A 21,217-nucleotide genomic window follows, 5' to 3' on the forward strand; every position below is an offset into this window, starting at 1 on the left:
CCTCCCTCACAGGCAGCTGACCCGTCCTTTCATGGACAAAATATGTTCTTTGTTTATCTCATCGCCCCTGTCGAGATTGGAACTCACCCACACGAGAGGGGTCAGGCCGGATTCGGCCAGATTGCATACTGTCTGCGTCACCAGCGCCTGGATGACGGTGAAACCGATCACGGACGAGACAGGACAACATTTTTCAGACAAGCCCTCCAGCTCGATAACGGCATCCCCGTAAGGAATATGCAGATCGATCGTCACATCGGCGATATCGCTCAGGAAGAGACCGGAAGAGTGTTTCGGTGTTGTCTGCCTGCTAAATGCCAGTGACTGCAATGCAATCACTGGCAAGCCCCGTTTTTTGGCGGCCAATGCTATATCCACCACGGGGATGGTGCGGCCCGCTATCGACGCCAATATGATGCAGTCATTCGTCGAGACGCATTGATCCGCAAAAATAGTGGAACCGATCCCCTCCACCTCATATATGTGATCGGAATAAGCCTGGGTACGCGGCGCCGTCGCAAAAATATGGGGTAATAGCGGGTTGATGGGCACCAGACCGCCAGCCCGATAAAAAGTTTCCATGGCATAGATATGGCAATGACCGCCAGATACATGGATCACACCATCCTGTGCAACGGTGCGGGTCATCAGGTTTGCTCCATGCAAAATATTATTTTCTTCACTATTCATCACCTGCTCGATGATGATTTTGCATTCCTCTAGATAGCTAATCATTATTCGCTTTCCCTCACTGGCTCAAAGTATTCCGGCGTAATGAAAAATGATCGAACCGGCGATCATGCCAAGCATGATTTTCACAGGCGACAAGCCACGCATAATCAACTGGTAACAGCAGGCGACGACAACGAGCGGCAAGATATTGGGCATTATCTTGTCTAACAGTCCTTCCTGAAGACTCAACGCCGTCTCGCCCAGAGGGATATTGACGTCCAGTTGAACCCGGACAAAGGAGGCCGTCAGCGCCCCCACCACCATCAGGCCAAGAATGGTGGCTCCGCGACTAAAGGCTTCACTCTGTTGTTTCAAGGTGCTTAATGCATTGAGCCCCAATTTATAGCCATAATTGAAAAGAGGCACCCATATCGAGAATCTCACCATATTGAACAGCACCAGAAAAATAAGCGGTGCGATATAGACTTTATCCAGGGCCAATGATGCTGCGATGGAGGCTGTAATAGGCAGCATGGTCAACTGGCACATGGCATCACCAATACCGCCCAATGGCCCCATGGCGGCCACTTTGAAGGTTCGAATGGTTTCTATGGGTTGCTTGCCTTTTTCCATGGCCAAAATAACCCCTTGCATAAAACTAACCAGCCAGGGAGAAGTATTGAAAAATTCATTGTGCAACCGGAGTGACAATGACAGATCATGTTTGTTTTTATGGATCCGCTGCAATGCCGGCAACATGGCATAAAGAAATCCGGATGATTGCATGCGTTGATAATTGAATGAAGCCTGCACCCACAGCATCCGCAGCCAGGATTGCCGCATCAACTTTTTATCCAGCACGATTTCATTGCCCTGATCGAGATATTCATCATCGTTTTTTATTTCATTGGCTTGCTGTGACATGTCAAATTCCCTCATCCATCTGTTTATCCTCAGGTCGGGTCATGCTTTGTTTGCGTTCGGCCTGGTTGAAATAATCGATAATAGCAACCGACAAACCGAGCAGCGCAATGGCAATCACCGGCAGTTCCAGGAAGGTGACGCAAATAAAACCGATGATGAAAAATGGAATATATCTCTTTTCTTTCAGCATCATTTTCAACAGCATGGCAAAACCGAGCGCAGGCATCATGGCACCGGCAATGCTTAATCCTTCGATAATACCCTTGGGAACCTGCTCGACGATCGTTTTGGCAACAACGTCCCCATAATAGGTTGGAATGAATGCGCAGATGAAGAAGGTAAAGAAATAGGCCGCCATTCCCAGATAATTTATTCGCTCGATCCCTTTTATATCGCACTCTGCGGCCATTTTATCGACCCTGGCCATCAAGGTCGCAAAGGTTGTGAATTGAATGACGGTCAACTGCTGCATCAAGATGGCAAAGGGGATCACCACCCCGACGACCGCACTGGAAGACAATCCTGACTGGATACCAAACACGACCCCGACCGCCGAGCCGATGGTGACATTGGGCGGCTGGGCGCCGGCCAGCGGCACCAGCCCAAGCCAGGCCAATTCCAGCGTGGCGCCGATCTCGAGACCGGTTTTGAGATCGCCCATCAAGAGGCCGACCACGGACCCGGTGACAATGGGCCGCCCAATCATCAGTCCGGAACCATAGTAATCAAGGCCCGCCAAACCGCACCAGATGGCGATGGCCAATACAGTTATCATATCCATATCTACACCTTCACATATTGTCCAATATCGATTGGAGTGTCTGATGGATTACGCTGAATCGTGCAGGGGATCCCCAATTCAAGCAGTTCCCGAAATGCATGTTTGTCATCATCATCCAACGACACAGTGGCATGAACCTGCTCCTTTCCCTCCTTGTAGTGCATATTTCCTATATTGATTTTGGTAATGGGTACACCGCCTTTCACCAGCGTCAATGCATCCTGAGGGGTACGCACCAGAATAAATATTTTCTGGTGACCGGCGGCCTTATGAATAACATCAATGGTTTTTTGCAAAGTAAAAAAACGGGTATCAAATTCACCTGCCGACATATTTGCCAGTGCTTGCTGTGCCGGATCATTGGCCACCGCATCATTGGCAAACAGAATTAAATTGCAGCCCGAGTGTGGCCCATGCCCCACGGTCACCTGGCCGTGCAATCCTCGTTCATCAATTCGGGTGTAGACAATATTTGGCATAGTGGCATTTCCTCCCTTATGTAATTGAGATGAGTTGTTTTTATAATTTGCCGTCGCTCATGCACATGCATATCTTCGCGGCGACGACCTCTTCCATGGCAGCCATCGCTGGCACCAGATACTGGCGTGGATCACTGGCATCGGGGTGACTGCCAAGAAAGGCCTTCATGGCATCGGCAAAGGCGATCTTGAGTTCGGTCGCGACATTGACCTTGCAGATCCCAAGTCCGATGCAGCGCCTCACATCGACCTCCGGCACACCGGAGGCGCCGTGCAGCACCAAAGGGATATCCACCTGCTGGCGAATGGCGGCGAGGCGGGCGAAATCAAGATGGGGCTCTTCCTTGTAGAGACCATGGGCAGTCCCGATGGCGACGGCCAGCGAGTCGATGCCGGTACGCAGGACAAATTCGGCCGCCTTCAGCGGATCGGTCAGGTGGGCGTGGCCGGCATCGACCACGAGGTCATCCTCCTGACCACCAAGCTGGCCCAGTTCGGCCTCGACACTGGCCCCCATCCGGTGACAGAAGGTCACCACACTGCGCACTTTGGCGATGTTCTCCTCGAACGGGCAGTGAGAGGCATCGATCATCGCCGAGTGAATGCCCGCCTCGACCTTGCGACGAATGTCCTGCTCGTCCTCATGGTGATCCAGGTGCAAGACCAGCGGGATGCGGTACTGCTGCGCCGCGGCCTGGCAGATGGAGACGAGGTACTCCACGCCGGCGTGACGACAGGTGCCCGGCGTACCCGCCAGGATAACGGGGGAGCCCATGCGCGCCGCCGTGCGGGCCACGACCTGCACGGTTTCCAGGTTATGGATATTGAAGGCGGGAACGGCATAACCCCGGCGCTGGGCATCCTTGAGCATTTCATGGGAAGAGATCAGATACATGGTGACTCCTGTGCGCCATGGCTGACGCGAGACTCAGAGAAGAGGGGGCTGAAACAGGCTGGATCTATCTCCCTGCCCGCCACCCAGATGTGTTGTTGAGCGAGCTCATTGCCAAGGGCGAGCAGGTTGGCCTGCTTGCCGACCGAGAGGGAACCGAGGCGATCCGCAATCCCCAGCATGCGGGCCGGCGCCAGTGAGGCCATGTGGATGGCATCGGCAAGCGGTACGTCCGCAAGCTGTACCATGTTGCGTACCGCGCCAAGCAGGGTCAGGGTGCTGCCGGCCAGACCGCCGGCCTCGGTGCGTACCACTCCCGCTTTCATCGCCACCCTGTGGTTACCCAGCAGGTAGTGACCATCCGGCATGCCGGCGGCGCGCATGGCATCCGTGATGAGCAGCAGGCGCTCGCCGGCGCAGCAGTGGCAGAGCCTGAGCACGCCGGGATGCAGATGGTGGCCGTCGGCGATGAGCTCCAGCCAGGCATGGGGATGGCTCAGGCCCGCGCCGACCATGCCGGGCTCTCTGTGGTGCAGGCCGCGCATACCGTTGAAACAGTGCACCAGCCCGGTAGCCCCGGCCGAGAGCGCCGCCATGGTGGTGTCATGGTCGGCGGCCGAGTGACCCAGCATGACCCGCACATCGTTGGCAACAAGGTGACGGATGGCCTCCAGCGCCCGGGGTTTCTCCGGCGCCAGGGCGACCACCCGCAGGGTGCCGCGAGCAAGCTGTTGCAGCCTCTCCAGCTCCGGGATATCCAACTCGCGAAACAGGGCCTGATCGTGGGCTCCCTTGTGCTCGGGGGTGAAGTAGGGCCCTTCCAGATAGCTGCCAAGCAGCTGTGCCCCCGGCATCCCGCTGGCCACGCCGTCGGCGATCCTGGTCAGGGTCTGCTCGATCTGCTGCAATGGAGCGGTCACCGTGGTGGCCAGAAAGGCGCCGACCCCTTCGGCCGCCTTGGCAAGGGAGAGATGGGCCAGGGCGCCGGCCTCCTCATCCATCACGTCCACCCCGGCGCCGCCGTGAACATGACCATCGATAAGGGCGGGCACCAACAGCTCGACATCCCATTCCGGCTCGCCTCCCGTGAAGGGGTCGATGGCGGTGATGCGCCCCGCCTCGAAGGTCAGTTGCTGATGTGCCAGCCACCCCTGCTCGCTCAGCAGGTAACGGGCACGGATCCGTGAAGCCATTTAAATCCCCCCCTCCACCAAACCAACCTGTGCTTGCTGCTCCTTGTTCATCTCGTCGGCCAGGGAGGTGAGTCCCCGATGACCGCAGGCAAGGGCCTCGATGCGAAACTCGCTGGCACTCAGATCATCGCGCTCCAGCAGCATCTCCAGCAGCAACTGCAAGTTGGTGCCGGTGATCACCTCTCGCCCGGGTACCCTCATGGCCAGCAAGGAGGCCACCCGAAAGGGAGTTCCTCCCAGCAAGTCGGTGAGAAACACGACCCCGTCCCCCTGATCCACCGTCGGGATGGCCTGGGCAAATTGCCGCTCCAGCCGGGCGGTGGTGGAGGATTCGGGAAAATCGATGGCCACCACGCAGGGTTGTTCCCCCAGGATCTGCTCCATCGCCTCTGCCAAACCGCTGGCGAACCCGCCGTGACCGCTGATGATGATGCCCAGCATGGAACTCACTCCTGTTCTGGTGATGACGGACACAGGGCCCGAACCGGTTGAAAACGTTTGCAATTTCGAGTGCAAAACAGGCTCACAGGCATAACAGGCCCCCCTCCTCGCCTCTTGCGAACATCGCCCTCTCATCCAGGCGTTTGTACGGATAGATGTTGACCCCTTGCACCACCCGGTTGACCTGCCCCGTCGGGCAGGGATTGTCCGGGCTGATGCCCAGACACAAGGCGGTATGAAAGGCATAGAACTGGGCATAGAGCAGGTAACAGAAGGCCAGCTGGGCATCATCCTGCGCCAGGGTGCGTGGCAGGTAGATATGCTCCCCCTCCTCGATACGGGAGTCGTGCCGATCGGCGATGGCGACGACCCGGGCCGCCTTGCCATCGGCGCGCAGCTCGCGCAGCAGATCGAGATCGTATTGACGGGTATAGGGGTCGTTGGAGACAAACAGCACGACCAGGGTCTGCTCGTTGACCACGGACTTGGGACCGTGACGAAATCCGGTGGGCGAGTCATGCATGCCGATCAAGAGGCCGCCGGTCAGCTCCAGCAACTTCAGGGCGGCCTCCTGGGCGACCCCCTGCAGGCTGCCGCTGCCAAGATAGATGACGCGCTCGGCCATGGGGTCATTCCAATCGGGGAGGCGCTGTGCCGCCTGGGCCAGGATAGCCTCGCTGGCACACACCAGCTCGACACAGCCCCTCGGGTTGAATTGTGCCGGCAAGAAGACGGCCAGACAGCTCAACATCATGCAGGTCAGACTGCTGGTCATGGCAAAACTGCGGTCATGGGTCTGGGGCGGCATCAACAGTGCCAGGGAGTTGGCCTCCTGCTGGCAGCGTCGATAGAGCTCCCCCTCGCTATTGCAGGTGAGCACCAGGTGATGGCAGTCACTGAGCAACTGGCTGGCCAGCTCGACTGCGGCCACGCTCTCCGGACTGTCCCCTGAACGGGCGAAGGAGATGAGCAGGGTCGGGCAATCCTGCGCCAGATATTCAGCCGGATCGGTGACTATGTCGGTGGTCGCTATCGCCTCGACCCGCTTATTCAGGCGAGCCGCGAGATAAGGGGCCAGGGCGCGTCCGGCAAAGGCGGAGGTACCGGCACCGGTCAGGATCACCCTCAGATGGTCATGGCAGAGCAAAGGAGCGAGAAAAGGATCCAGCAGATGGCGACACGCCTCGACCATGGTGAGGGTCTCCCGCCAGGTGGCGGGCTGCTGGTGGATCTCGCTGGCGGTGGCCAGGCCATTGGCGAGACGCAATGTCTCAACGGAATAACCAAGGATCATCTCTGCAACTCCTTATACAACTGGGTCTAATCGGGGATGACAGGCGAACTCGTAGTGCCGCAACACCTCTTGCACCTGATCGAGAATGAGGTCGTGGGGAGTGGCCGACAGCGTGCCCTGGCGCACCTTGCGATACTGCAGGGGCATATGCTGGCTAAGCAGGGGCAAGGGGATGGGCTCGGCGGCCAGATTGGCGAGCAGTCTGGCGTAGCTGGCGTCGACCCGGCTGTCCGGCCAGTAGTAGCGAATGCGATCCGAATAGCTGTAACCACGAGCCAGACGGCACTCCCTGGCACTGCCATGGTAGTGATGGCGCCAGTAATCGGGGTGATCCAGCATCGCCTCTTCCATCACCTGACGCAGGCCCGAGCAGGCATAGGTGGGGACCAGCTCTTCTTCGATTGCAACAAGGGCAAACAGCGCCTCGCGCAGGGCAAAGGTCAGGGCCGGGCCGACCTTGAGAATGGCAAAGTGGTCGCGCACCAGCTGGCGACAAGCCGTCGGGGTCTGATAATCGGTGGAGTGGGCCTCGAACACCATGTCGGGATAGGTTTCGATCATCCGGCTGAGGGGCGCCGCCTGTTCGGGCCGATAATCGATGACACGGGTGTGATCGAACTCGACACCGGGCTGCACCACCAGGCCAATGACCCGTGGCCAGACCGTATTCAGCCCTGCGCGGACAAACGCCTGCCGGTGCGCCTCCAGGGTGTGACGAGCAGCCTGTGGCGTGGTGACGGCCAGCTCAACCAGATCGTCATGGGCGCCCCCCGGCACCGGCACTTCGGTACCGATCACGTAGACCAGATCGCTGCGCCCGAACCGGGCCTGGCAGGTCTCTTCGGCCACCCGTGCCAGACGAGCGGCCCGCTCGGCGACCAACTCATCGCTCAGGGGCACGGCGTCTCCCTGGCAGGGCATGCTGCAATCAAGATGGATTTTCTTGAAACCGGCGGCGACATAGCTGGCGATCAACTCATCGGCATGAGCCATGGCCTGGTCGGCCGGCTCCCCTTGCCAGCGATTGGGCCCCAGATGATCGCCCCCCAAAATGAGGCGGTGCACCGGGAAGTCGCACACCTTGGCCAGCCGATACAGATGGTCACGAAAATCGGCGGGCGTCATGCCGGTGTAACCGCCGTATTGGTCGACCTGGTTGGAGGTCGCCTCTATCAGCAACAACTCATTCCCTGTGGCAGCCAGGCGCATGGCCGCCTCCAGCACCAGCGGGTGGGCGGAGCAGACGGCATAGATGCCGACCGGCTCCCCCTGCTTGTGTCTTTCGATCAACCCCTGCACCGATTTCATTGCACCACCATTGGCTATTTAATCATCAACACTGCTTTCGATTCATTTCCAAACCATAGACTTTAGATGCATTCAACGAAATGAAAGCTTGTTCAAATCATGAACAGGATCACAAATGGAAAGGTATTGAAAGACTAAAAGAGGGGAAAGGAGCGCGACTAGGCTAGGTGCGATGAGTGAAAGCTTGCTTTGCAATGGCCGCTGGGCATTAATATGAAAAACGAAAAATAACGAAAGTGGTGGGCTCACCACGACACTCCGGCAGAAGAGCTTATGCAGACAACCGAAAAGAGCGTGCTCGGTACCAGCGAGCGGCGGGAAAAAATCATTCAGCAACTGCGCGCCAATGGCAGCGTACAGGTCAACGATCTGGCCAATCACTATCAGGTGTCTACCGTCACCATTCGCAACGATCTGGCCTTTCTGGAACGCCAGGGAGTGGCGGTGCGCGCCTATGGCGGCGCCCTGCTCTGCGAGCCCAATCAGGCGCAGGCGGTGCCCGAGCGCACCATCGCCGACAAGAGCGTACTCAACACACCGGTCAAGCAGCGCATTGGGGCGCTGGCCGCGACGCTCGTCCACCCCGGCTGTCGCCTCGTGCTCGATTCGGGTACCACTACCCTCGAGGTGGCACGCCATCTGCGCGCCCATCACGACATTCTGGTGATGACCAACGGCATGAACGTGGCCAATGCCCTGCTGGAGGCCGAAGGGGTCGAATTACTGATGACGGGGGGGCATCTGCGCCGCAAATCGCTCTCGTTTTATGGCGCCCAGGCCGAGCAGTCCCTGCAGAACTATCACTTCGACCTGCTGTTTCTCGGGGTAGATGGCATCGATCTGGAACGGGGCATCAGCACCCACCACGAGGATGAGGCCCGCCTCAACCGCTGCATGTGCCAGGTGGCCGAACGGATCATAGTGGTCACCGACTCCAGCAAATTCCGGCGCCTGAGCCTGCACAGGATCATCGACACTCATCGCATCCACACCCTGATCACCGATGACGCCCTGCCCGCCGAACTGCTCAACGGCTTGCGCCATGCCGGGATCGACGTGCTGCTGGTACCGGCTGACGCCCCCTAGAGGCCACGGGGGCATCAAGCCCCCTCGGTCACCGTCAACATCATGATGAGCACCAGCCGATCACCTGGTGCCAGCAACCGCAAACCGGGATGGCCGGCCATGTGGTGGGCATTGGCGGCATGGCTCTGGGGTTCAAGGCAGACGAATTCGCTCACCTCGTCGGGCTGATAGAGCATCAGGAAGGCACTGTCACTGGTCAATGTCAGCCGCTGCCGGCGAGCGGGATGTGCCAGCTCGGCCCGGCCACACCAGCCGCCATAACAGTGGTTTAGCCACCCTTGCGGGCGTCGCCAACGGCGAAAATCGAGGTGGGGTGCCAGCGTGCCGCTCCAGCTTGTCGGCAGATGATCTGCCCCCTCCTGCCAGACACCGCTCGCCAGAAAACGCACCTGGGTCAGGGCATCTCGCCAGAAGAAGGGGTGGAAACCGGCGCCATAGAGGCAGGGGCTCTCCCCCAGATGAGTCAAAGTGATACGCGCCACCAGGCTGGCCCCTTCCAGCCGATAGTCAAGCTCTGCCTGGTAGTGAAAAGGGCCGTTGTCGCTGATGAGCTGCAGCGTCACGGCACTGCCGCTCAATGCCACCGGTTGCCACTGTCGCAACCAGCCATCGCCGTGCAGGAAGAAGTCGGGATCGACGGGACTTTCTGGCAAGCCATGCTCCTCCCCCCATAGCTCAAAACGGTTGCCAGCCACCCGGTTGGCCAGCGGCACCATGGGAAACAGGGCACTCTGCCCGGGATGCCATTGCCCGGGCTCACAAGGCGCATCGGGGCCACTCTCGCGCAGCAGTGGGCGCCCTTGCTCATCCTCCAGCCCCAGCAAACAAGCCCCTTGTGTTGAAACCCGCATCCGAAGGTGCGGGTTGCTCAATGTGTAAACCGTCATGCCGAGGCGCTCGCCTTGCCAGAGGTCAGCTCAACCTTGCCCTGGGCCAGCTGGGCTTCCAGTGCCTCCAGGGTCACCCCCTTGGTCTCGGGCACCTTGCGGTAGATGAAGATGAGCCCGGCGAAACAGATGAGGCCATAGAGCAGGAAGCTGCCCGAGGCCCCCAGCCCGGCATTGAGCAGCGGGAAGGTGTAGGTCAGCACGAAGCAGGCAATCCAGAGCGCCAGGGTGCCAGCCGACATCGCCAGACCACGCACCCGGTTCGGGAAGATCTCCGAGAGCAGCACCCAGGTGACAGGCGCCAGGGTCAGGGCATAGATGGCGATGGCTGCCAGCACCAGCAGCAACACCGGCAAGCCCAGCACGCCGCTGGCATAGGCTGCCGCCATCATGCCATAGATGATGGTGAGACCGCCCGCCCCTATCAGCATCAGCTTGCGGCGCCCTATCTTGTCCACCATGGGCAGCGCAATCAGGGTAAACAACAGGTTGATAAGGCCGGTGGCGACGATGGATTTGAGGGTGCTGTTGATGTCAAAACCGGCGGAGGCGAAGATCTCCTGCGCGTAGTTGAAGATGACGTTGATGCCGCACCACTGCTGGAACACCGCCAGTACCATGCCGATGATGAGGATGGGGCGCACCGAGGGCTTGCCCAGCTCCGCCAGCGACACCCGGTGCGCCTCCTCCCCCACCAGGGTCTGGCGGATCTCGGCCAGGGTCTGCTTGGCATAGGCATCGCCGCCAATCTTGCCAAGCATGCGGGACGCCTGCTCATACTGGCCATCTTTGGCCAGCCAGCGGGGCGACTCGGGCACGAAGAACATCAGCATCAGAAAGGCCAGGGCCGGCACCAGTTCTGCGCCAAACATCCAGCGCCAGCCGGACTGGCCATTCCAGGTGGCCAGTATATCGGCCTGGGTTGCGTTGCTCGCCACCGGATCGGCGATCATCAGATTGACCAGCTGGGCCGCCAGCACGCCGATGACGATGGTGAGCTGGTTGATGGCCACGAACTTGCCGCGCCTGTCGGCCGGGCTTATCTCGGCGATGTACATGGGCGAGAGCGCCGAGGCCAAACCAATTCCGATACCGCCCACGATGCGATAGACCACGAACAGATCGAAGCTGCCGGCGGCGGCGGTGCCCCAGGCCGAGATGGTAAACAGGATGGCCGCCAGGATCAGCGGCTTCTTGCGACCGAAGCGATCGGCTGTCCAACCCGAGATGGCCGCCCCCAGCACGCAGCCCACCAGGGCCGAACTCATGGCCCATCCGGACTGGGCCGGATCCGTGATGGCAAAATAGGCTTCATAGAAGGGCTTGGCCCCGCCAATCACCACCCAGTCATACCCAAACAACAGGCCACCACAGGCAGCCACCAGGCAGATCATCCAGACGTAGCTCATATTGAGCCCGTTCGTATCTGATTGATTTTTAGTGCGTTCCATGACTCATCCTTATCATCTTTGTCGATTGTAGGGTGCAGGGGCGCCCCTCACAGTGGCGGGGCGCCAGTTTTTGTTATGGGGTGAGCACAAGCTCACGGCAGATCAGGGTAAACAGATGCCCCTTGTCATGGGCCGGGTTGAGGGTAAGCAGCTCGCCAAGGGTCTGCTCGCAGGCCTCCCGCTGTCCCAGCCCCAGCTGGCCGAGCGCCCGCACCAGCAGGCAGTGCTGGCGGTGTTGCTGCTGCGGATCGTCGTCGAGCACGATGAGATCCGGCAGCGAGACGGCAAAGAAATCCGCCTCCACGGGGGCCTTCATGGCCTCTTCAGCCCAGGCCACCATGCCCTCAAACAGTCGCTCAGCCTCCTGCCCCCGGCCAAGCTGCACCAGCGCCATCCCCCGATAGAAGAGGTAATCCACCGGCTGATCGTTGTAGTAACGGCTCGCACCCAACCCGGCCTGACCGAGGCAGGCCTGCTGCAGGCACTGGCTTGCCAGGCTCTGGTCGTCACAGGCGAGATGACAGAGCGCCAGCAGGTAGTGGATGTCGTTGTCGGTTTGCCCCACCAGACGCCCCTCCCCCAGGTTGAGGGGATAGTGCAGCCCCTGTTGCAGCAGTGAAATGGCCTCCTGGTGCCGTCCTGCTGCCATCAGGGCCAGGGCCCGGCGCTGCTGGTTGATGAGGTACTGGCCGGTCACCTTGCCCTCGCCCCCCTCCCAGGGGTGGAACTCGCGCAGCCGCAATATCTCGGCCGCGGCTTCCAGCCGATGAGTGATGTGGTAGAGGCTGAGCAGCTCGGCGGTCAGATCGTCGCGCTTGAGAGCGACCGCCCGGTGCGCCTCCAGCAGGGCCAGCCGCTCTGCGGGGGCCATGGCGCAGCGCTTGTGCAGCTGATCGAGCTCGAACAGCAGGCGGGCATCGTCCGGCTTGAGGGCAAAGGCGCGGCTCAGGCACTGTTCTGCTGCCGCCAGATCGCCGCCCTTGTTGAAGTGATGGATGCCAAGGTTGCGCCAGGCCGCGGCAAACTCGGGGGCCTGCTCGCACACCGATTGCCACAGGGCGACCGCCTGCTGGTAGTTGCGCTTGCTGTAGTGAAAGCAGCCCAGCAGATAGCGGGCAAACCAGCTGTGTGGCAACCGCTCGAGCATGGCCACCTCCCCCAGGGTGTTGGGAAAGCGTACCCGGCGACCCAGGGCCTGCTCGGCCCGCCGCAACAGCGCCTCCTGCTGCGCCCCTTGTGGTTGCAGGCTGGCCTGAAACAAGAGCGGCAGGCTCTCTTCCACCGGCAGGGCCTGCAGCAGTTGGCGAGCCAGTTCGGGGCGCCCCAGCTCAAGCAAGGCACTCGTGAGGAAGCAGAGATTGACCCCGCGCCCATTGCAAAGACGTGCCAGCGCCTCGAGATCCGCCGCCTGCTCGCTCCCCAGCCAGCGCAGGAACGCCAGCTGGTAGTGAAGAGGGTGGCGCGCCTGCTGCTGGTCGAGATAGGCAAGTGCCGCTTCCCGCTCGCCGCACTCCAGCAGCGCCAACCCCTTGAGGGCAATGGCGCCATAGTGGGTGCCATTGACCGCGAGACTCCTCTCGACAAACTGCAGCGCCTGCGCGGGGTCCCGGCGCACCATGGCGATGCGGGCCAACCCGAAGAAGCCGCTGTCACGGCAGTTGCCACTCCAGGTCGCCTTGTGGAAGTCATCGAAAGCGGCGTCGAGCCGACCGAGGCGCTCCTCGATATGGGCGCGCAGCAGGCTCCCCTTGCCGCACTGGGGGTTCTTGTTGAGGCGATGGGCCCGGGCCAGCGCCCGATTGGCATACTCCAGCGCCTGCTCATAGTTGGCGCGGTTGTATTCGAGGGTCGCCAGCGCCAGGTTGCAGCGATAGTCGCCGCTGTCGATCTCCAGCGCCCGCAGGTAGTAATCAAAGGGAGAGCGGCTGGCGTGCAGGTACTGCTCCAGATGCTGACCGATGAAATAGAGCTCGTCGACCGAGTCGAGATTGGCGGCAGGTGCAGGGGCCGTGGCCGGATCCGGCAGCGCCTCGCCTGCCGGCTGGTGTTCGAGGTAGCTCAGGATCGTCTGATCGTGCTCATCAAGCAGGCTCACCCGCAGGCGCCCTTCACTGCTCGCTGTGCTCTCTTCCAGCCAGGCCTGGCCCGGCTGCAATTCAAGGGCTTTCGTGAACAGTACGCCGTGCTCGTCGCTCACCTCGACACGGGCATTGGATAGCGGTGCCACCGCATAGACGCCGCACAAGAACCCGCCATCGGTGCGCTCCAGCTTGAGGGCGGCGCGGGTGTTGGCGTTTTGCACAGTGCCCAAGGTGTTGTAGGGCAGGAAGTGCTGGACGAACACCTTCTCTTCACCCGCATCCAGCCAGGTAAAGTCGGGCTGGTTGTCGGTATAGACCCCGGTCATCAGCTCGATATAGGGGCCATTGTCATCGGTCAGGTTGCGATCCCAGGCAAGGCCGAAATCACAGTTGCCCCAGGTCCACTGCTTCTTGCCTGGGGAGACGTGGTGATCCGCCACATGCAAAAGCCCGCCCTGTTCGTCATGGCTGTAGGCGCCGACAAAGTCGTAGTCGGATTTGTCCGCCATGTAGGAGGTGGGCACCGGAATGTTGCGATAGCGGGAGATATCGACTCCGCTCGAGTAGTCCACCTTGTAGTAGGTGCCACGGGCGATGGGGAAGGCGCTGACATCGCGCTTGCCGTGGTCATAGACGGCGGTCACATCCGGCGGGAAGACACTCTGGTGATCATCTCCCCCTTTGACTGCCGGGTTGGACCACCAGAGGAAGTGGCGCGGCGTGTCGTTGCCGTTGAACACCTTGCCGGTGATCTCGATAAGCGCCCTGTCTGGATAGAGGGTAAAACCGGCCATCACCTGCAAGCCACGCATCGCCTCCACCTCGCCGAGCCAGACGGTCCTGGCTCCGCCCTCGCGCTCCTGGATGGTGAAGTCCACCGGCATGAAGGTGGTGGGCCTGTGGTGCTGTGGCCAGTTGAACTCGATCCCGCCGGAGATCCAGGGACCCACCAGCCCCACCAGGGCGGGTTTGATCACCTCGTTGTAGTAGACAAAATCCCGCTGCATCACCTTGTCATAGGCGCGGTGGATGCGGCCCCCCAGCTCGGGCAGCAGCATCACCTTGATGAAGTCGTTCTCCAGCCAGATCGCCTGATAGGGCTTCATCTGCTTCTGCCCGGTGAGGGTATCTATCACGCCATAGGGGTAGACGGCTCCCGAGGAGCCCTGATAGACCCGCTTCTCGAGGAACATTGGGTTGGGATCTTCGGGGCCAACCTCGTAGGTCGGCAGGGTGACGGTTTCTTCCCAGACTCGTACATCCGATCTCATCTATCTCGCCTCACTCAACATTAATTAGTAAACGTTTCGATGAGGCCAGTTTAGAATAGGGTTTTCAGTGATTTTCGCTCAAAGATCACGCAATACAGTAAGCGGGGTTTAGTGAAATGAGACACGCCGGCTTGAACAATCAGAAGGTCCGCCACCACAACAAACAGGTGCTGCTGGCCCTGCTCTACCAGCTCAAGGAGGCGAGCAAGTCCACCCTGGCCCGCCATTGCGAACTCTCCATCCCGGCGGTCAGCAAGATCCTCGACGAACTGGTCGCCGACGGCGCCATCAGCCACAGCGAGCAGAATCTCTCCGCGCGCGGCATCAGTGGCGGCAGCTACCGCATCGCCAGCGGCCAGGGGGCGATCCTCTGCCTCAACATCAGTCCCACCAGCCTGGAGAGCATACTGGTGGACAATCTGATCACCCCGCTCGACGACTACGCAGGTCAGAAAATCTCGCCGCAAACGCCGGAGGAGTTACTGAGCCTGATTGAAGCCTGCTACTACCAGCACAAGCGCCGCCACAAGGGTGTGGCGATCCGCCTGGCGCTGGCGATACATGGCCAAGTCAACCCGGCCACCGGGGTCTCCCAGACCATGCCGCAGGCCCCCTGGCATGCACCGGTCGAACTCAAGTATCTGCTGGAAGAGCGCCTCGGCTGCGAGGTGATGGTGGATAACGATTGCATCATGCTGGCCCTGGCGCAGAAGTGGCAGGGCCGGGAAGCAAACGGGGATTTTTGCGTCATCAACGTCGACTACGGCATAGGTTCGGCCTTTATCATCAACGGCCAGGTCTACCGGGGCGCCCTGTTTGGCAGCGGCCAGATAGGCCACACCATCATCAACCCGGATGGCAGCGCCTGTGCCTGCGGCCGTTACGGCTGTCTGGAGACGGTCGCCTCCCTCTTTGCCATCAAGAAGCGCGCCCGGGTGTTTCTCAAACAGCAGGCCAGTGCCGATAACCCGGCGCCGGAAGGCGGAGAGCTCGACACGGTCCGTTTGCTCGCCCTCTACCATCAGGGGGATGTCATGATCCGAACCCTGGTCGATGAAGGGGCCCGCGCCATCGGCCTGAGTCTCTACAACTTCCTCAATATCCTCAACATCAACCGCATCTGGCTCTATGGCCGCAGCTGCCAATTTGGCGAGCCATGGCTGCAGACCATCGTCCACCAGACCGGCGCCAATCCGTTCGATTGCAGCGATGCGGTCAACGCCACCCACATCTGCTTCGGCGAACTCACCCGCCCCCAGCAGGTGATGGGGATTGGTTATCTCTATGTGGAGCAAGCCCTGGAAACCCACGCATAGAAAAGGGCCGGCTTCACGATGAAGCCAGCCCTTGTCATCTGGTGCCGGTAACAGGAGTCGAACCCGCGACCTTCGCATTACGAATGCGCTGCTCTACCAACTGAGCTATACCGGCCAATGCCTTCAGATTCAGAAAAAACGGCCTACAAGTCAATCGAGCCAAGACGATTTTATGAGTTGGCTCATGGTGTTACCTGCAAACTTACAAATCGGCGAACTCGGGAATATGGACGCGGCCACGGCTCTCGAGAAAATCGAGCAAAGCCCGGGGTGAGCGCACCAGGATCCGCTCCTCGGGGAAGCCCGCCTCGGTCACCAGACGGTGACAATGGTCGAAATCCCCCAGGCTAAAGGCCACGTGGGAGTCAGAGCCAAAGGTGAGATAGGCGCCAAGGTCGCGCGCCGCCTCGACGATGGCGCGGCAGTTGCTTTCACTGCCCGCACGGGAGTGGCTGAACGAGGAGTTGTTGACCTCCAGCGCCACCCGGTATTCGGCAGCGGCCTTGACTACCGCCTGAATGTCGATGGGAAACGCCGGATTGCCGGGATGGCTAATCATGTCGACCCGACCACTCTTGATGGCGTTGATCATCGCCTGGGTGTGAGTGGCCTGATCACAGGGGGGAAATACCGGCTCGTGAAAGCCCGCCATGATCATGTCGAGGCGCGACTCGTAACGCTCGGGGAAGTCTATCTCGCCATCTATGTTCTTGATGTTGGCCTCGATGCCGCGCAGGATGCCGACCCCGTCCACCACCCGCGGCAGCACATGCAGATTGACGAAATGCCAGAAGTGGGGAGCATCGGCCATGTCCGGTCCATGATCCGTGGTGGCAAACAGCTTGATCCCCTTGGCCCTGGCGATGGGCAGATAGTCGTGGATGGTGCTGTAGGCGTGGGTACTGGCAACGGTATGAGTGTGGGTATCGACCGGGTACTTCATCTTCTCTCCCCTTCAGACTGGAGCCGTCAGCATAACAAAGGGCGGATGTCGGGGCCATGTCGCCCCTTGCCATACTTTGTCACAAAATGACGAGAACCTGACATAGTCTGGCTGGCGCGGGCTGGCATACTGGCACCATCGATGAATGCCTGAACTCGCATCGATAGTTTGCCTCAGGATGAGGAAAACTCACTTTCCCCACCGTCGCGCCCTGCGGCGGTTTTTTTTTGCCTGCCGTCCGTTATCGGCAAGGAGCGGGTAAAAAAATGCCCAACTAGCATGAAGCAGGTTGGGCGAGACTTAATGTTTAATTGCAGTGGCATAGATATAGAGTCCCGCCGTGCGACTTAAGTTCCCCTTCCGTTGCACTTTTCGCAAAAAACATTTCGCTAACACTTGTTCACACTCTCTTGACACTTGACCTTATGAAACGTACTTTTTAAACATTCGTTTAAGTGAGGTGTACAGTGAGTAAAATCGATACCAAAAACCGTATTCTCGATGCCGCGGAAGTGCTGTTTGCCGAGCGGGGATTTGCTGATACCTCTTTGCGCCTGATCACCAGTGAGGCCGACGTCAACCTGGCGTCCGTCAATTATCACTTCGGCTCCAAGAAGGAGCTGATCCAGGCGGTGCTCGATCGCTACCTTAGCCTGTTCATGCCGGAACTGGATGCCCGTCTGCGTACCCTGATGGCGCAGGATCAGCTGAGCCTGCTGCAGGTGTTTGAAAGCTTTGTCGATCCCCTGATGAAACTGGTTGCCGTGCGGGCCAACGGCCCTGCCCTCTTCATGCAGCTGCTGGGACGCGGTTACATCGACAGCCAGGGCCACCTGCGCCGTTTCATCACCGCCCATTACGGCGCCGTGTTGCAGCGGATCACCCAGGCCATCTCCAAGGCCAATCCGGCCCTGTCGCCAGCAGATCTCTTCTGGCGCCTGCATTTCACCCTGGGCACCGTCGTGTTCACCATGGCCTCCGCCGATGCCCTGCGCGACATCGCCCAGGCCGATTTTGGCCAGCAGCTCGATGTGGAAGGGCTGGTGCGCAACGTTATTCCTTATCTGGCGTCCGGAGTCGGGGCGCCCGTGGAGTCGACCAGGCAGGCCCTGGCCGTGTAACAACCAACAATAAATCAACGGAAACAGTGAAATAGAAGGAACTTCGGTATGATCACATTGCTAATCCTGCTGGTGCTGGCGATAGCCGTCGTGCTCGGCGTACCCTCCATCCGTAAAAAGGTGGTAACCCGTCCGGTATTCGGCATCTTCAAGAAGATACTGCCGCCCTTGTCGGCCACCGAGCGGGAGGCCATGGAAGCCGGCTCCGTCTGGTGGGATGGCGAGTTGTTTCGCGGCAACCCCGACTGGAAAAAGCTGCACGGCTACGGCAAGGCCGAGCTGACCGCAGAGGAGCAGGCCTTCATCGACAACCAGGTCGAAACTCTGCTCGCCATGGTCGACGACTTCAAGATCGTCAACGAGACCAAGGACCTGCCGGAGCCTGTGTGGGATTATCTGAAGAAAGAAGGCTTCTTCTCCCTGATCATCCCGAAATCCTATGGCGGCCGCGAGTTCTCCGCGATTGCCAACTCCACCATCGTCACCCGTATCGCCACCAAAAGCCTGAGCGTGGCGGTCACCGTCATGGTGCCCAACTCCCTCGGCCCGGGCGAACTGCTGATGCACTATGGTACCCAGGCCCAGAAGGATTTCTGGCTGCCGGGGCTGGCCAACGGCAAGGAAGTACCCTGCTTCGCCCTGACCGGTCCGGAAGCGGGCTCCGATGCGGGCGCCATCCCGGACAAGGGGATCGTCTGCAAGGGCATGTACAAGGGCGAGGAAGTGCTTGGCATTCGCCTGAACTGGAACAAGCGCTACATCACCCTGGCGCCGCGCGCCACCGTGCTGGGGCTGGCGTTCAAGCTCTATGACCCGGAAAAACTGCTGGGCGACAAGGAAGAGATCGGCATCACCTGTGCGCTGATCCCGACCGATCACCCAGGCGTGCGCGTCGGCGATCGCCACTACCCCATGGGGCTGGCGTTCCTCAACGGCCCGACCTTCGGCAAGGATGTGTTCATTCCGCTCGACTGGATCATCGGCGGCCCGGATTACGCCGGCCGTGGCTGGCGCATGCTGGTCGAATGCCTCTCCGCCGGTCGCGGCATCTCCCTGCCGGCCCTCGGCACCGCCTGTGGCCACATGGCGAGTCGCACCGTGGGTGCCTACTCCTACGTGCGCAAGCAGTTCGGCATGTCCATCGGCAAGTTTGAAGGGGTACAAGAAGCGCTGGCCCGCATCGGCGGCCTCACCTATCAGCTCGAAGGGGCCCGCCGCATGACCGCCGGCTCCCTGGATCTCGGTCAGGCACCGGCCATCGTCACCGCGATTTCCAAGTACCACATGACCGAAATGGCACGCCAGATCATGGATGACTCCATGGACATCCACGCCGGTCGCGCCATCCAGCTTGGGCCGAAAAACTACACCGGCTACGCCTACATGGGCATTCCGGTGGCCATCACGGTGGAAGGGGCCAACATCCTGACCCGCAACCTGATGATCTTCGGCCAGGGTGCCACCCGCTGCCACCCGTACGTGTTTGCCGAGCTGGAAGCGGCGGCCGACACCGACGTGGAGCGCGGCCTCGAGAAGTTTGACGCCCTGCTGATGAAGCACATCGCCTTCGGTGCTGGTAACTTCTTCGGCTCCCTGTTCCAGGGACTGACCCTGGGTCAGTTCAACAGCGCCCCGGTGGCCGGTGAAACCGCCCGCTACTACAAGCAGCTCTCTCGCATGAGCAAGGGGCTGGCGCTGTGCGCCGACGTCTCCATGTTGATGCTGGGCGGCGATCTCAAGCGCAAGGAGATGATCTCCGCCCGTCTGGGTGACGTGCTGAGCCACCTCTACCTGGCCTCTGCTACCCTCAAGCACTACGAGGATCAGGGCCGCATGGTCTCCGATCTGCCGTTCGTGCAGTACGCGGTGGAGCGCAACCTCTACCTCATCGGCAAGGCGTTCGAGGGCTTCTTCCAGAACTTCCCGAACAAGGTGGTGGGTGCCGTGCTCAAGCGAGTGGTGTTCCCGTTCGGCGTCGGTTACAAGATGCCGGCCGATGACCGCTGCCACGCCATCTGCCTGGCCATGATGAAACCGGGTGAGTTTCGCGATCGTCTGACCGCGCTTTGTTATGTTGGCAAGGACGAAGCAGATCCGGTCGGCCTGATGGAACGCGCCTTCCAGGCCATGGTGGCGGTTCAGCCCTACGAGAAGAAGCTGGTGCAGGCCCAGAAAGAGGGCAAACTGCCCCGCAAGATGGCCCTGCCGGAGCTGGTTGCCGCTGCCCTGTCCCACGCCATCCTGAGCAAGGATGAAGCGGACAAGCTGCTGGCCGCCGACGCCCTGCGCTATGAAGCCATCCAGGTGGACAACTTCGCCCCGGGCGAGCTGGAAGGCCTCTCCCAGCCCAACCGGGTCGACAACGCAGCCTGAGTTCTTCAGGCAACAGTGTGATAAAACAGCCCCGTTCAGGGGCTGTTTTCATTGATATGAGCAGAGTTTGCGCACTCGAAGCCCTTACGTACAGCCAAGCGGGCCACAGTTTGCTATCTTGGCGGCCATCACTCGCGTTCAGAGCAATCACAACCCATGAGCATTATTTTGGGCATAGACCCGGGATCGCGGATCACCGGATACGGGGTTATCCGGGTAGTCGGCGGCAAGGCCGAATATCTGGGGTCGGGCTGTATTCGCACCGATTGCGGCGAGCTGCCGGAGCGCCTCAAGCAGGTCTACGACGGGGTGTGCGAGATCATCACTCAGTTCAAGCCCACCGAGTTTGCCATCGAGCGGGTCTTTATGGCCCGCAACGCCGACTCGGCCCTGAAGCTGGGACAGGCCCGGGGCAGCGCCATCGTGGCCGCCGTCAACGCGGCCCTGCCGGTGAGCGAATACTCCCCCACCCAGATCAAGCAGGCGGTGGTGGGCACCGGCGGCGCCGCCAAGGAGCAGGTGCAGCACATGGTGACCCATCTACTGAAACTCTCCGCCACCCCGCAGGCCGATGCGGCCGATGCCCTCGGGGTGGCGCTGTGCCACCTGCACACCCGCCAGAGCCTGATCAAGATGGCGGGTCGCACCAGTGGCTCGGTGCGCGGCCGCTACCGCTGACCCCCTCTCCCCGCCAATCGGCGGGG

At 60.4% G+C, this 21,217-nt stretch carries 18 protein-coding genes and 1 tRNA gene; 5 read left to right on the forward strand and 14 right to left on the reverse strand.

Annotation, left to right across the window (positions count from 1 at the left end; all coding sequences use genetic code 11):
- Nucleotides 1-6: 6 nt before the first annotated feature.
- From BN1123_RS13570 to kbaZ, 9 genes are all read right to left on the reverse strand, one after another.
- On the reverse strand, nucleotides 7-735 hold the full coding sequence (locus BN1123_RS13570) for a sugar isomerase domain-containing protein (RefSeq protein WP_042027582.1): 729 nt from the start codon (nucleotides 733-735) through the stop codon (nucleotides 7-9).
- Nucleotides 736-756: 21 nt separating this feature from the next.
- Nucleotides 757-1,596: a PTS system mannose/fructose/sorbose family transporter subunit IID gene (locus BN1123_RS13575; RefSeq protein ID WP_052449267.1), complete on the reverse strand. Its 840-nt coding sequence runs from the start codon at nucleotides 1,594-1,596 to the stop codon at nucleotides 757-759.
- 1 nt (nucleotide 1,597) lies between these two features.
- The gene (gene agaW, locus BN1123_RS13580) at nucleotides 1,598-2,377 is read right to left on the reverse strand and encodes a PTS N-acetylgalactosamine transporter subunit IIC (protein ID WP_042027588.1); all 780 of its coding nucleotides are present in this window, start codon (nucleotides 2,375-2,377) and stop codon (nucleotides 1,598-1,600) included.
- 2 nt (nucleotides 2,378-2,379) lie between these two features.
- Nucleotides 2,380-2,856, reverse strand: coding sequence for a PTS N-acetylgalactosamine transporter subunit IIB (agaV, locus tag BN1123_RS13585; RefSeq protein WP_026456121.1), 477 nt, complete (start codon nucleotides 2,854-2,856; stop codon nucleotides 2,380-2,382).
- Nucleotides 2,857-2,896: 40 nt separating this feature from the next.
- Nucleotides 2,897-3,751 (reverse strand): tagatose bisphosphate family class II aldolase, encoded by an 855-nt coding sequence (locus BN1123_RS13590; protein ID WP_042027589.1) that lies wholly within the window; start codon nucleotides 3,749-3,751, stop codon nucleotides 2,897-2,899.
- Nucleotides 3,742-4,941: an N-acetylglucosamine-6-phosphate deacetylase gene (gene nagA / locus BN1123_RS13595; protein WP_042027590.1), complete on the reverse strand. Its 1,200-nt coding sequence runs from the start codon at nucleotides 4,939-4,941 to the stop codon at nucleotides 3,742-3,744. Before nagA ends, BN1123_RS13590 begins: the two co-directional genes overlap by 10 nt.
- Nucleotides 4,942-5,382, reverse strand: a complete 441-nt coding sequence (gene agaF, locus BN1123_RS13600) for a PTS galactosamine/N-acetylgalactosamine transporter subunit IIA (RefSeq protein WP_042027591.1) — start codon at nucleotides 5,380-5,382, stop codon at nucleotides 4,942-4,944.
- An 82-nt stretch (nucleotides 5,383-5,464) separates the two neighbouring features.
- Nucleotides 5,465-6,676 carry an SIS domain-containing protein gene (locus BN1123_RS13605; RefSeq protein WP_042027593.1) on the reverse strand — a complete coding sequence of 404 codons (1,212 nt, stop codon included), beginning with the start codon at nucleotides 6,674-6,676 and terminating at the stop codon, nucleotides 5,465-5,467.
- 12 nt (nucleotides 6,677-6,688) lie between these two features.
- Entirely contained in the window at nucleotides 6,689-7,984 is a 1,296-nt protein-coding gene (kbaZ, locus tag BN1123_RS13610; RefSeq protein WP_042027596.1) for a tagatose-bisphosphate aldolase subunit KbaZ, read from the reverse strand.
- Nucleotides 7,985-8,257: 273 nt separating this feature from the next.
- Between kbaZ and BN1123_RS13615 the strand changes: the two genes are divergently transcribed.
- Nucleotides 8,258-9,070, forward strand: a complete 813-nt coding sequence (locus BN1123_RS13615) for a DeoR family transcriptional regulator (protein WP_042027597.1) — start codon at nucleotides 8,258-8,260, stop codon at nucleotides 9,068-9,070.
- Nucleotides 9,071-9,084: 14 nt separating this feature from the next.
- Here the strand turns inward: BN1123_RS13615 and BN1123_RS13620 are convergent, their stop codons facing one another.
- The 3 genes from BN1123_RS13620 to BN1123_RS13630 all read right to left on the reverse strand — a co-directional run bounded on the left by BN1123_RS13620 (nucleotide 9,085) and on the right by BN1123_RS13630 (nucleotide 14,760).
- Nucleotides 9,085-9,957, reverse strand: coding sequence for an aldose 1-epimerase (locus BN1123_RS13620; RefSeq protein ID WP_042027599.1), 873 nt, complete (start codon nucleotides 9,955-9,957; stop codon nucleotides 9,085-9,087).
- Entirely contained in the window at nucleotides 9,954-11,408 is a 1,455-nt protein-coding gene (locus BN1123_RS13625; RefSeq protein ID WP_042027601.1) for a sugar porter family MFS transporter, read from the reverse strand. The genes BN1123_RS13620 and BN1123_RS13625 overlap by 4 nt, the downstream gene beginning before the upstream one ends.
- Nucleotides 11,409-11,481: 73 nt before the next feature.
- Complete coding sequence (locus BN1123_RS13630; protein ID WP_042027603.1) at nucleotides 11,482-14,760, reverse strand: DUF5107 domain-containing protein; 3,279 nt, start codon at nucleotides 14,758-14,760, stop codon at nucleotides 11,482-11,484.
- 131 nt (nucleotides 14,761-14,891) lie between these two features.
- On the opposite strand from BN1123_RS13630, the gene BN1123_RS13635 reads away from it, so the two are divergent.
- Nucleotides 14,892-16,076 carry an ROK family transcriptional regulator gene (locus BN1123_RS13635; RefSeq protein WP_082037545.1) on the forward strand — a complete coding sequence of 395 codons (1,185 nt, stop codon included), beginning with the start codon at nucleotides 14,892-14,894 and terminating at the stop codon, nucleotides 16,074-16,076.
- Between the two features lie 39 nt (nucleotides 16,077-16,115).
- Here the strand turns inward: BN1123_RS13635 and BN1123_RS13640 are convergent.
- Together BN1123_RS13640 and BN1123_RS13645 are read right to left on the reverse strand one after the other, a co-directional pair.
- Nucleotides 16,116-16,191: transfer RNA gene (locus BN1123_RS13640), tRNA-Thr, on the reverse strand.
- An 87-nt stretch (nucleotides 16,192-16,278) separates the two neighbouring features.
- Complete coding sequence (locus tag BN1123_RS13645; protein ID WP_042027606.1) at nucleotides 16,279-17,019, reverse strand: phosphatase; 741 nt, start codon at nucleotides 17,017-17,019, stop codon at nucleotides 16,279-16,281.
- A 467-nt stretch (nucleotides 17,020-17,486) separates the two neighbouring features.
- Here BN1123_RS13645 and BN1123_RS13650 point away from each other — a divergent pair, with 467 nt between their 5' ends.
- From BN1123_RS13650 to ruvC, 3 genes are all read left to right on the forward strand, one after another.
- Nucleotides 17,487-18,140 (forward strand): TetR family transcriptional repressor PsrA, encoded by a 654-nt coding sequence (locus tag BN1123_RS13650; protein ID WP_026456593.1) that lies wholly within the window; start codon nucleotides 17,487-17,489, stop codon nucleotides 18,138-18,140.
- A 48-nt stretch (nucleotides 18,141-18,188) separates the two neighbouring features.
- Nucleotides 18,189-20,513 (forward strand): acyl-CoA dehydrogenase, encoded by a 2,325-nt coding sequence (locus tag BN1123_RS13655; protein WP_042027608.1) that lies wholly within the window; start codon nucleotides 18,189-18,191, stop codon nucleotides 20,511-20,513.
- Nucleotides 20,514-20,669: 156 nt separating this feature from the next.
- Nucleotides 20,670-21,191: a crossover junction endodeoxyribonuclease RuvC gene (ruvC, locus tag BN1123_RS13660; protein ID WP_042027609.1), complete on the forward strand. Its 522-nt coding sequence runs from the start codon at nucleotides 20,670-20,672 to the stop codon at nucleotides 21,189-21,191.
- The last annotated feature ends 26 nt before the right edge of the window (nucleotides 21,192-21,217 follow it).

It is taken from the genome of Aeromonas enteropelogenes (genome assembly GCF_000819845.1).
Taxonomy (GTDB): domain Bacteria; phylum Pseudomonadota; class Gammaproteobacteria; order Enterobacterales; family Aeromonadaceae; genus Aeromonas; species Aeromonas enteropelogenes.